This is a genomic window from Hoylesella shahii (assembly GCF_937990675.1).
GTDB classification, from domain to species: Bacteria; Bacteroidota; Bacteroidia; order Bacteroidales; family Bacteroidaceae; genus Prevotella; species Prevotella shahii.
On the sequence record NZ_CALKQY010000047.1, the window covers coordinates 1 to 12,217 of the forward strand.

The following is a 12,217-nucleotide window of genomic DNA, read 5'->3' on the forward strand; positions in this document are numbered from 1 at the left end:
TATCCGACAACAAAGAGGAGTTAAGGTCGGCTATCAACAAAATAGCCAAAGAAACAGAACTTGACAAGTTCTTTGTCTATGGTTACAGAGCGCACCATTTTTGGCTCACTCACCGCAGATTGTCGAATGGAGAGCCAATGGAACACAGATTACTAATCGCTGAATTTTGAAGATATGGAAAGGAAAGTTTACAGAGTACGCACGCAATACATCTTTGAAGGTGTGTTTGAGGTAGTACCCACAGACCGAGAGGAAGCCGAGCGCAAAATCCTTGAAGATTGTGGAATGGTGATGGGCACAGAGGAGTACACAGCACCCTGCCGATGAACAAATCAATTGGGCTTTTAATACCCACCCCAAAGAGCGGATAATCGAAACAACCGAAAAACCCTAACACAATGAGCCACGCAACCTCAAAATTGCGTGGCTTCTTTTCTTTTTCTGAGACCTCTGCAAAACCTTCATTTATAGAGAAATTCCCATTTAGTTGTGTTTAGAAGCATATTCCAACGTGTTTATTGTTATAATTGATGCCGTAAAACGATTATTATCATCTATATTTGTGTCCAATTTTCTTTTATTTGAGAGCATTGGACACAATTATCCCTGGCGTTCGATATAAGTTGTAGGCAACAGCCTCCATAATATGCTGTGCATGTGTTTTGGCAAGTCCTACATATCTTGCCGTACCTCCCCTAAACCATCTGTGTATGGAACCAAAAGTGCGTTCCACCCTGTACCTAATTTTACTGATAGCCACATTGATGCGTTTCTCTCTTTCTGTAATCTTATGCGCCCTTGTTCCTTTGTGCATAATGCGACTTTTTAGTTTCATTCGAGCAAGTGTCTCCTTGTTTTCTGCCGAGTCATAACCCTTATCAGCATATACGAGAGTCTTTTTCGGAAGATTTGCTTTTTTCAGGGGCGTTTCCAAATGCTTGATGTCGCTCTCATTAGCTGCGGTAGTCTCCTCTGCAAGAACCAATCCATTTTCATCTGTAACTGAATGCCGTTTGTATCCAAAGTGGAGCCTTCCCATTTTCTTGACCCAGCGTGTCTCTCCGTCCACATTGGGCTTGAGTTTCTCCTTGAGCATAGCTTTCTCGGATTCTAACTTACCTGTTTCCTCATCCCTGTCCTCAACAATCTCATACTCCTTGCGACCACGTGGACGACGAGGACTGTCGGTAATGCTGGCATCGACGATAGCCCCACGTTTGACAATGACACCTTGTTGCTCTAACTGTCGGTTGATTTCATTCAGTACCATATCATAAAGGTCTGCCTCTACAAGAATGTTACGGAAACGATATACCGTCGTACTGTCAGGAGCAACATCTTCCAATCCCAGTCCTACAAAGCGGCTGAAAGACAAATGGTCGTTTACCTGTTCCTCAACCTCACCATCACTAAGGCTATACCATGTACGGAGAAGTTCGGTCTTGAACAGCACAAGACTATCATAGCTCGGACGACCAGTTGCCTTGTTACCTTTGGTGTAGGCGATTTCAATAATACCACGGATTGGATTCCAATCGATAATTTTGTCTATCTGAGAAAAGAAGGTCTGCTTGACCTTACGCTGACCGACTAATAGGTCGGCAAAGCTGAGAGAGGAGAGTTACTGTTTCATACTATAAAGATACGAAAAAATAATGATATAAGCAAATTCCTAAACTAAGAGTTTTGCAGAGGTCTCAGGTTAGTAAAAACTATGGATGTGATATAAGGTGAAAGAATGCTATACACAACTTTACAGATTGTGTAGACTGGGATGCGAAAAAGGGAGATAGGAGGTAATTGCAGCCACTAATCGCTATACTTGTACAACATCTACAACCGTTAATAGTCCTTCGGAAGACACCACGAAACGTACATCCTTGTCCATAAATGACATTCCATAAACTTTTAGAGGATTGTCTTGATAATGCGGACGGGGGTCGAGTGCAAGCACTTCGCAAAGCGTTTGCAGTTCGTTGGGTGAGAAACAGGCTTGAAAAGGTTGTGGGATACTTACTTCGAGGCGTGTAATAGCTGTGCGGTCAACAAAACCACTGCGGGCACCCTCATGACAATCGGCATAGGTTATATAGGGCTTAATGTCGAAAATGGGTGTTCCATCCATCAAGTCTGCCCCAAGAACGTGTATCACTGGACCATCATTTGTATCCCATTCAACATGTTCGAGTTGCACAGATGATAATCCTAAACCATTTGGACGGAAGGGAGAACGCGTAGCAAATACACCCATTTTGGCATTTCCACCAAGGAGGGGAGGACGAACAACAAGACTGTTGGGTGTATGTTTGTTGGCCGAAAAATGCCAAATAAGCCAGAGAAAGTCAAACTTGTCTATGCCTCGCAGCGCATCTTTAGAACGATATGCTGGTTCGAAAACAATGTGTCCAGGCACATTTTTTACAAGTCCACTTTGCTTGGGTATGCCGAATTTAGAGCCGAAAGGCGAACGGAAATGAGCTATAGGGTGAATTTCTGTCATTGACGAACGATTTTGGAGCGTTGTGAAGCGTGGTTGTATACCCCACCCTATCTGAAAAACGCATTTTAATTTACTGCAAAGTTAAGATATTTAACCCACTTTAACCACAGAAAGTAACAAATGTTACCAACAGAAGGACTAAATAATCTTAATTTTGCCTTAAAGTTAATGTGTATGAAATATAATAACGACCAAGTAAGAAGGCGTGACAGGCTACTTACTGAAGCGCGTGCCAGAGAAATCGTGTACGAGGCAGAATATGCCGTACTTTCAATGATCGACGAAGATGGAATGCCCTATGCCATCCCTGTAAACCATGTATGGGATTGTAGTTCGTGTATTTATGTGCATTGTGCACCCGAGGGAACGAAGTTAAAGGCTATTGCTAAGCATCCCAATGTGTGTCTTTGCATCGTGGGTGAGGTTAATTTGTTACCCTCAAAATTCACTACCGAATACGAAAGTGTTGTGATTCGTGGACTAGCTAAGGTGGGTTTAAACGAAGAAGAACGAATGCGGGCATTGCGCTTGCTCATCAATAAACTCTCGCCCGAATTTAAACAGTTAGGCGAAAAGTATGCTCAAGCATCATTTCACCGTACAGAAATTATTAAAATTGAGGTGTCAGAGTTTTCGGGAAAATGTAAAACGGTGCATAAGACTAACTGATTACTTGTTGCTCTGTACACAAAACTAGTAAAAAAGAAGTATATTAGAATAAGATATAAAAATGAAGACAAGATTAGAATTTGAGAAATGGCCAACAGACTTGTTGATTGACTATGCGTTGAAAATACATCATAGAGGCATACGCGAAGAAGGGCCAGAGACATTGGCTCGACTTAATGCTCTAGCAGCTAAGTATAATGAACTAATTGAGGTGGCACATCAGTTTGGCGAATCGTTAAACGACCTTGATGAGCACCTGATGAAAGAAGAAAATATCCTCTTCCCGTTTATCTATGAGATAATGGAAGCATCGCAAGAGCATAGAACACAACAGGGATTTCATTGCGGTTCGGTTCAAAATCCCATTGCAGTGATGATGTCCGACCATGAAGGAGAAACGGCAAGACACGAACATATTGCCTATCTTACACATCAATATACAGCACCCGAAGGGGTAGAAAGCGAATATCAAGCAGTATTAGATAGGTTGAAAGACTTTAAGGAGGCTTTAGAAGAACATATACTTATCGAAGACAAGATAATATTTCCCGCGGCAATTGCCACAGAAGAGAGAAATATACAAGGATAAGTTTTCGAGCCATGACTAGCTGAAGGCAAAAAACGAGCTGGCAAAGAACAAACGTGCTTGTGCTTTATCCACGTGGTAAAATTATTAGAGAGAGAACCACGTAATGAGATAATGGCTATGCTGTTCTTTGTCGGCTCGCCTTCGTTGTTGGGGTTGTCAGCTATTTGTTGTGTAGCTATCGCCTATTTTGTTTCCAATAATATCTTTTTCTTTCCCTGTCGTGCTTCAAAATAGGGATATTCGTCGCGCAAACTAATGTCGTCGTAAATAAAGTCAGCCACAATAGTGTCATGCCCATCGGGCAAAATCAGTCCCATTTTTCCATCTCTTTGCGCGATGATAGGCATTAGACACAGGTCGTCTACATAGGTGTAATATCTGCGTAAGAAATCATACTTAGCTGAAACAAGCACATTTCCGTCGCAATCGTTGATACCAAATTTTCCTTCTACTTCAACTACTTCGTGATAACGTAGGTATTTGTCCTTGATTCGGTTAAGGTAATACACCATTTTACGTCTATCGTTAACAAGCGTTAGCAAGTAGTCGAAGGTGTCACAATAGTTAGCCATTGCCCTTGTAAGTACAATTTTAAAGTCAAGCCCACTAGTAACCTTTCTATTTAAGTCGATATATCTGGCAATGGCCACTTCTTTTTCAGCAACCGACAAGGTAGAAAGTTGTGCTTCAAACCTGTTCATAATGTCTTTGCTACCCGACATACCTTTGATATATCGATGAATTTGGCGACTCATTTCATCGCATACAAATTTATCAATACGTTCTTCTTCTATAGGGTCTACATAGGTAGCATCAAAGTTCTCAAGTGTTATTCGTTCCATGATTATCTCCTTTTTCGCAAAGGTATTACATTTATTTAGGTTTTCCAACGGAATAAACATTTTTTAAGAGATTGGGCAGTGCTTGCATTAATAAGAACAATTGGACAGCAGAAGAGAATGTTTAGGATAATTAGTAGGATGTTGAGTAGAATTAAAAAGAGCCATTAAAAGTTTAGTGTGCAAGAAATAATCTTACAAATTTAGCTATTTGAATACGCGTTTTGTATGCAGTTAAAACTTTTTTACTAAGTAACCATTTGCTAATAATTGTGTGTGTTGTTAAGCAAAACGCCAAACTCGTTGTGTTATGCTGTTCAGAAAGATATTGACAACCTTAACATAACAACATTGAGCAATTGTTTTTAAGATAGGCTTACACTCACTTTAGGCAAATAAATGTCTGAAAAACGCGTGCGTTAGTAAATAAATTCATATATTTGCGCTAGTGTTTTATAATACCTTGTATTGAGACAAACGTTAAACAGATACATTCTAACATGAACAATGTAAACAAACTTGTGGAGTGTGTGCCTAATTTCAGCGAAGGCCGCAACATGGAAATCATTAACCAGATAACAAATGTTATCAAAGAGGTTAAAGGTGTTAAACTGCTTGATGTAGACCCTGGAGAAGCCACAAACAGAACTGTGGTTACCTTTGTGGGTACTCCTGATGTGGTGGTTGAAGCCGCATTTTTGGCCGTTAAGAAAGCGGGAGAATTGATTGATATGCGTCAACATCACGGTGCACACCCAAGAATGGGTGCAACTGATGTGCTACCGCTCATCCCCGTGGCTGGAATTACACTTGAAGAATGTGCCCAGTTGGCACGCAAATTGGCTGAACGCATTGCCAATGAATTAACAATTCCTTGCTATTGTTATGAGGCTGCTGCCTTTACGCCCGAAAGACAAAACCTTGCAGTTTGTCGACAAGGCGAATACGAAGCGCTTGCCGAAAAGCTTACTACAGAAGGAAAACAACCCGATTTTGGTGCACGCCCAGTTGACGAGCGTGTTCAACGTACTGGTATGACTGCTGTTGGTGCGCGCAATTTCCTTATTGCTACCAACTTTAACTTAAATACCACTTCTACACGTCGAGCAAATGCAATTGCATTTGATGTGCGTGAGAAAGGCAGACCCGTGCGCGAAGGAAATCCCATAACAGGAAAAATTAAGAAAGACGAAAATGGGAAAACCATTAATAAGCCTGGTACACTAAAGGCAACAAAGGCTATTGGTTGGTTTATCGATGAGTACGACATTGCACAGGTGTCGATGAACATCACCAATATCGATGTTACCCCACTCCACGTTGCTTTCGATGAAGTTTGCCGCTGTGCACAAAATCGCGGTGTAAGGGTTACTGGAACTGAGATTGTTGGACTTATTCCCAAGCGCACACTCATTGAAGCAGGTCGCTATTTCTTGGAAAAACAAAATCGCTCAACCGGCATTCCCGAAGAAGATGTTATCAAGATTGCCATTAAGTCTATGGGACTTGACGACTTGAAACCCTTCAACCCGCGTGAAAAAGTTATTGAATATCTTTGCGAAGAAGAAGGCGGAAAGAAATTGGTTGACCTCACTGTTGAAGGTTTTGCTAAAGAAACATCGCGCGAATCTCCCGCTCCTGGCGGTGGAACAATTGCAGCTTACATGGGCGCTTTGGGTGCTGCTTTGGGCGCAATGGTGGCCAACCTCTCTAGTCACAAGCCCGGTTGGGACGATCGTTGGCAAGAGTTTAGCCATTGGGCTGATAAAGGTCAAGAGATGATGCACAACTTGTTACATCTTGTAGACGAAGACACAGAGGCTTTCAACCGTATTATGGCGGCCTTTGGATTGCCCAAAAAGACCGATGCCGACAAACAAGCTCGCACTGATGCGATACAAGCTGCCACGCTTTATGCTGCACAAGTACCTTTGCAAACGATGAAAGAGTCGTTCCGTGTTTTCGAATTGTGCAAAGCAATGGCCGAGATTGGTAACCCCAATAGCGTGTCTGACGCTGGCGTTGGTGCTTTGGCTGCTCGTGCAGCTGTGCTTGGAGCTGGCATGAACGTGAAGATTAATGCTGGTTCGCTTATTGATAAGGAGGTGAGTGGCAAGCTTATCGCAGAAGCAAACGACCTGATTGCGAAAGCCAATGTGGCCGAAGCCGAGATTGTTGCTATTGTTGAAACGAAATTATAATACAGTTGCAGGTGGGCTTATATGCCTTCCTGCTTCTTAATTTTCGAACTAAACATCGTATCTGGTGTAGATGTACACCTTATATATAATAAGAAGAATATAACTAACCATCCACTATGACCCTTCAAGAATTTCAAGCAGACCTCCGTTGTGGTATTCCCCACGTGCTGCCCGAACCACAAGCTTACGACAACAGTGTAAGTCATGCACCAAAAAGAAAGGATATCCTTTCGGCTGAAGATAAGAAATTGGCCTTGCAAAACGCATTGCGTTATTTCCCCAAAGAACAACATGCACAGCTATTGCCCGAGTTTACGCAAGAGCTTAAAGATTATGGCCGCATTTACATGTATAGACTACGTCCGCGTTATGCTATGCATGCCCGCCATATCGACGAATATCCACATCGTAGCAAACAGGCTGCTGCTATCATGATGATGATACAAAATAACCTAGATCCTGCTGTTGCACAGCATCCACACGAACTTATTACTTATGGAGGCAATGGCGCTGTATTCCAAAATTGGGCGCAATACCGACTCGCTATGCAATATCTAAGTGAGATGACCGACGAACAAACGCTTGTTATGTATAGTGGTCATCCCTTTGGCTTGTTCCCCTCTCACCCCAATGCACCACGTGTTGTGGTTACAAATGGTATGGTTATCCCTAACTATTCTAAACCCGACGATTGGGAAAGGTTTAATGCATTGGGCGTAAGTCAATATGGACAAATGACTGCTGGTAGTTATATGTACATCGGCCCGCAAGGTATTGTTCATGGCACAACAATTACTGTGCTAAATGCTGCACGCAAAGTGTTTGGCAAAGACAAAGACCATAAAATACCTCTCTTTGTTTCTTCAGGCCTAGGTGGCATGTCGGGCGCTCAGCCAAAGGCAGGAAATATAGCTGGCGTTGTTAGTGTTGTGGCTGAGATTAATCCACTTGCGGCCGAAAAACGTCATGCACAAGGATGGGTAGACGAACTGCATTATAATCTTGACGAACTAATTTCGGCTGTTAATAAGGCGGTAGAAGATCGTCGCGTGGTGTCTATGGCATATGTAGGAAACGTGGTAGACCTATGGGAACGTCTTGCAAAAGATAATATCAAGGTTGATTTAGGTAGCGACCAAACCTCTTTGCATAATCCTTATGCTGGTGGTTACTATCCTGTTGGTATGACACTTGAAGAATCGAACAAGATGATGGCCGACGATCCAGATATGTTTAAAGAACGCGTTTTCGACTCACTTCGCCGACAAGTAACTGCCATTAACAAGCTAACAGCGCAAGGTATGTACTTCTTCGACTATGGTAATGCTTTCTTGCTTATGTCTAGTCGTGCCGGAGCAGACATCATGAAAGATGCTCAGCACTTCCGTTATCCCTCTTACGTTCAAGATATCATGGGCCCAATGTTCTTTGATTATGGCTTCGGACCATTTAGATGGGCTTGTACTTCGTGTTTACCCGCCGACTTGGAATTGACCGATCAGCTTGCTACAGATGTGCTTAAAGAGTTGATGGACAAAGCAACCGACGATATTCACGGACAATTGGCCGACAACCTTCATTGGATTCGAGAAGCGGGACGCAACAAATTAGTTGTAGGTTCGCAAGCGCGTATTCTCTATGCCGACTCCGAAGGGCGCATACGTATTGCCTTAGCTTTTAACAAAGCTATACGCGAAGGACGCATTACCGCACCCATTGTATTGGGACGAGACCATCATGACGTTTCGGGAACCGATTCGCCATTCCGCGAAACAAGTAATATCTACGATGGTTCACAATTCTGTGCCGACATGGCTGTGCAGAATGTAATCGGCGATTCGTTCCGAGGAGCTACCTGGGTGAGCATTCATAATGGTGGTGGAGTTGGCTGGGGCGAAGTGATTAACGGCGGTTTTGGTATGGTGCTTGATGGAAGTGAAGTTTGTGACGAACGCATCAAACAAATGCTTTTCTGGGATGTAAATAACGGAATTACCCGCCGTTCATGGGCTAGAAACAAGGGGTCGATGGATGCCATTAGTAGAGAAATGGAGCGTACACCCAACTTTAAGGTGACAATGCCAAACCTTGTTGACGAAGAATTGTTTAACAATATTCATTTTTAACCACAAATCATAGCATATAATTATGACACACCAAATATCAGCCGACCATCTTACGATTGAGAGAATAGGCGAAATAATTTATAATAACTATAAGATTGAATTGAGTGATGATGCTCGTAAGCGCATTATCAGAAGCCGTGAATACCTTGATGCACGTATAGCTAAGGAAGAAAATCCTATCTATGGCGTCACAACGGGATTCGGTTCGCTCTGTAGCGTATCTATTAGCAAAGACCAATTGTCGCAGTTGCAAGTAAATCTTATTAAGTCTCATGCTTGCGGTGTGGGTGAACGCTTGCCCAACGACATTATTAAAATGATGATCTTGCTTAAAGTGCAGTCGCTTAGCTATGGCTTCTCGGGTTGCAAACTTGATACTGTTGAACGTCTTATCGACATGTTTAACAACAATATCTTCCCTATTATCCTAGAGCAAGGTTCTCTTGGCGCATCGGGCGACCTCGTTCCACTTGCTCATATGAGTCTTCCTTTAGTGGGTCTTGGCGAAGTGGATATGAATGGCGAAGTTCTTTCTGGCGAAGAAATGAATCGCCGAATGAACTGGAAACCCATTGAACTGGCTAGCAAAGAGGGATTGGCTTTGCTCAACGGAACACAAAATATGAGTGCTCAAGCTGTTTGGGCAGTACTCAATGCACAACGTCTGAGCGAGTGGGCCGATGTTATTGCAGCTATGTCGCTCGACGCTTTCGATGGTCGTATCGAACCTTTCACTCATGCTGTACACGCAGTGCGTCCTCATCAGGGGCAAATTGAGACTGCAGCACGCTTCCGCCAATTGCTAGAGGGTAGTGAACTCATCGCCCGTCCTAAGAAACATGTGCAAGATCCCTACTCTTTTCGTTGTGTACCACAGGTTCATGGCACGGTGAAAGACACGCTTCGCTATGTTTATTCGGTGATAGATATCGAGATTAACTCTGCCACCGACAACCCCACTGTCTGTCCAGATGAAGATTTAATTATCTCGGCCGGAAACTTCCATGGCGAACCTATTGCTCTTCCAATGGATTATCTTGCTATTGCAATGAGCGAATTGGCCAATATCAGCGAACGACGTATCTATCGTTTGGTGTCTGGCTTGCGCGAACTTCCTAGTTTCTTGGTGGCCAAACCTGGTCTTAACAGTGGCTTCATGATAGCTCAATACACAGCAGCCTCTGTGGTTAGCTTAAACAAATCGTATGCTGTGCCTTCGTCTATCGACAGTATTCCGTCGTGTCAAGACCAAGAAGACCTTGTCAGTATGGGTGCCAATGCGGCAATAAAGCTGCGTAAGGTGGTTGAAAACACCGAACGTGTGCTGGCTATCGAATTATTTAATGCTGCTCAAGCACTTGATTTTCGTCGCCCCCTTGTTTCTTCTCCCGAATTAATGAAGGTGTATGAGGCTTATCGCAAGGTGGTACCTTTTATTGATACAGACGTGATTATGTATCCCCATATTGAGGATTCTGTCAAGTTCTTACGCAAATAATTATTGATGGCAACTACTTTATTCTTTAACATAGCGACCCTTGGCGGTGTAGATCGCAAGGGTCGCTTGCGCCTACAAGGCAGTGAAATGGCTCAGTTTGAGACTCTTGATAATGCTTATCTTCTTGTAAAAGATGGAAGAATAGCCGATTTTGGTCCAATGGAGCAAATGCCTAAGTTTGATGATAATGTGACAAAGGTTGATGCAGATGGGGGAACGGTGATGCCATCGTTTTGCGATTCGCACACGCACATTGTCAATGCAGGTAGTCGTGAGGGCGAGTTTGTTGATAAAATCAATGGCTTGTCGTATGCCGAAATTGCCAAACGTGGTGGTGGTATTCTCAATAGTGCTGACAAACTGCACGAAATGAGCGAAGACGATTTGTACGAACAGTCGATGAAACGCGTTCGCGAGGTGATGTTTAAAGGCACTGGTTGTGTGGAAATTAAAAGCGGATACGGGCTTAATACCGAAGATGAACTGAAAATGCTTCGCGTTATCAAACGTATTAAAGAAACTTCACCACTCAAAGTGGTTGCCAATTTCCTCGGTGCCCATGCTGTTGGTAGGGCTTATGCTGGAAGACAAGCCGAATATGTTGATCTTGTCATAAACGAAATGATACCCGCTGTGGCTGCAGAAGGGCTTGCCGACTTTGTGGATGTGTTCTGTGACGAGGGCTTTTTTACACCTGAAGAGACGGGACGCATACTGCAAGCTGGTGCAAAACATGGTATGCGTGGCAAAATTCATGGTCAGGAACTGGCTCCAAGTGGCGGTGTTGAGGTGGCGCTAAAACACAATGCACTCTCCGTTGACCATTTGGAGAGTATGACCGACGAAGACATTGCCATGATGATTGGCACAGAAACGTCACCAACGGCGTTGCCTGGCACTTCATTCTTTCTTAACATTCCCTTTGCACCCGTGCGCAAAATGCTTAGTGCTGGACTTGGTCCTGCCATCGCAAGCGACTATAATCCAGGGTCAACACCGTCGGGCGATATGAAATTTGTGGTGTCGTTGGCTTGTATCAAAATGCGACTTCTACCCGAAGAGGCACTTAATGCGGCAACGATCAACGGTGCATACGCTATGGGGCTAAGTGCTGATTATGGCTCGATAGCTATTGGCAAGGTCGCAAACTTCTACATCACCCACCCCATTCCTTCTATTGCCTTCATTCCCTACGCCTATACCACGCCCGTTATTCGCGAGGTATATCTCAACGGCGAACGACAAAATTGACGAGCAATACAGCGGAGAAAACGTTCAGATTGACGTGTTGACAAGTGTCTATGATATAAAAGAGGAGTATTCTAAATCCTTGATAAAGGGCATCCCTCTCTTCAACTTGTCAACACGTCAGTTGGTAAATGAGGCATCATCACCCACAATAATTAAAAATTAAATCACACATGGCTTGTACCACAGACTTTGTTCAGTACGTTTTAGACCAATGTATTACGGCAGGAGAAATCACGGTTAAGAAGATGTTTGGAGAGTATGGTATCTATTGCAACGGCAAAATCTTCGGTCTATTGTGCGATGATTGCCTTTACATCAAGCCCACCGAAGCTGGCAAAAAGGAACTTAAATCCATTGATTTACGCCCTCCCTATCCAGGAGCAAAAGACTACTTTTACATTGCTGACCTTGAAGACCACGAGGTTTTAGCCAAAATTGTGAAGGAAACCTGCAAAGAATTGCCCGAACCCAAGCCCCGAAACAAAAAATAATAACAGCTGCTTCAGGGCTTGAACACGGGCATAAATCGTGAAGTTATGCACGA

General features: G+C 43.4%; 9 protein-coding genes and 2 pseudogenes. 8 read left to right on the top strand and 3 right to left on the bottom strand.

Annotated features, from left to right (window positions below; translation table 11 throughout):
• Positions 1-174: 174 nt before the first annotated feature.
• Positions 175-394: pseudogene (locus QME03_RS06860) on the top strand (hypothetical protein).
• A gap of 183 nt (positions 395-577) precedes the next feature.
• Here the strand turns inward: QME03_RS06860 and QME03_RS06865 are convergent.
• Positions 578-1,621 (bottom strand): annotated as a pseudogene (locus QME03_RS06865) (IS5 family transposase); the annotation flags it as partial.
• A 195-nt stretch (positions 1,622-1,816) separates the two neighbouring features.
• Entirely contained in the window at positions 1,817-2,500 is a 684-nt protein-coding gene (tsaA, locus tag QME03_RS06870) for a tRNA (N6-threonylcarbamoyladenosine(37)-N6)-methyltransferase TrmO (RefSeq protein WP_281723880.1), read from the bottom strand.
• A gap of 174 nt (positions 2,501-2,674) precedes the next feature.
• Between tsaA and QME03_RS06875 the strand changes: the two genes are divergently transcribed.
• Positions 2,675-3,169, top strand: coding sequence for a pyridoxamine 5'-phosphate oxidase family protein (locus tag QME03_RS06875; RefSeq protein ID WP_025816049.1), 495 nt, complete (start codon positions 2,675-2,677; stop codon positions 3,167-3,169).
• Between the two features lie 61 nt (positions 3,170-3,230).
• A complete protein-coding gene (locus QME03_RS06880) occupies positions 3,231-3,758 on the top strand; it encodes a hemerythrin domain-containing protein (protein ID WP_025816050.1) in 528 nt (175 codons plus the stop codon).
• Between the two features lie 182 nt (positions 3,759-3,940).
• Here QME03_RS06880 and QME03_RS06885 read toward each other — a convergent pair whose 3' ends face one another.
• Positions 3,941-4,600 (bottom strand): hypothetical protein, encoded by a 660-nt coding sequence (locus QME03_RS06885; RefSeq protein WP_025816051.1) that lies wholly within the window; start codon positions 4,598-4,600, stop codon positions 3,941-3,943.
• 497 nt (positions 4,601-5,097) lie between these two features.
• Here QME03_RS06885 and ftcD point away from each other — a divergent pair, with 497 nt between their 5' ends.
• The 5 genes from ftcD (at position 5,098) to QME03_RS06910 (ending at position 12,164) form a co-directional block, all read left to right on the top strand.
• Positions 5,098-6,798 carry a glutamate formimidoyltransferase gene (ftcD, locus tag QME03_RS06890; protein WP_110370337.1) on the top strand — a complete coding sequence of 567 codons (1,701 nt, stop codon included), beginning with the start codon at positions 5,098-5,100 and terminating at the stop codon, positions 6,796-6,798.
• Positions 6,799-6,914: 116 nt separating this feature from the next.
• Entirely contained in the window at positions 6,915-8,924 is a 2,010-nt protein-coding gene (locus QME03_RS06895; RefSeq protein WP_281723881.1) for a urocanate hydratase, read from the top strand.
• Between the two features lie 22 nt (positions 8,925-8,946).
• Positions 8,947-10,422, top strand: a complete 1,476-nt coding sequence (gene hutH / locus QME03_RS06900; protein ID WP_273148646.1) for a histidine ammonia-lyase — start codon at positions 8,947-8,949, stop codon at positions 10,420-10,422.
• A gap of 6 nt (positions 10,423-10,428) precedes the next feature.
• Entirely contained in the window at positions 10,429-11,673 is a 1,245-nt protein-coding gene (gene hutI / locus QME03_RS06905) for an imidazolonepropionase (protein WP_281723882.1), read from the top strand.
• A gap of 170 nt (positions 11,674-11,843) precedes the next feature.
• Positions 11,844-12,164, top strand: a complete 321-nt coding sequence (locus QME03_RS06910) for a TfoX/Sxy family protein (protein WP_281723883.1) — start codon at positions 11,844-11,846, stop codon at positions 12,162-12,164.
• Positions 12,165-12,217: the final 53 nt, after the last annotated feature.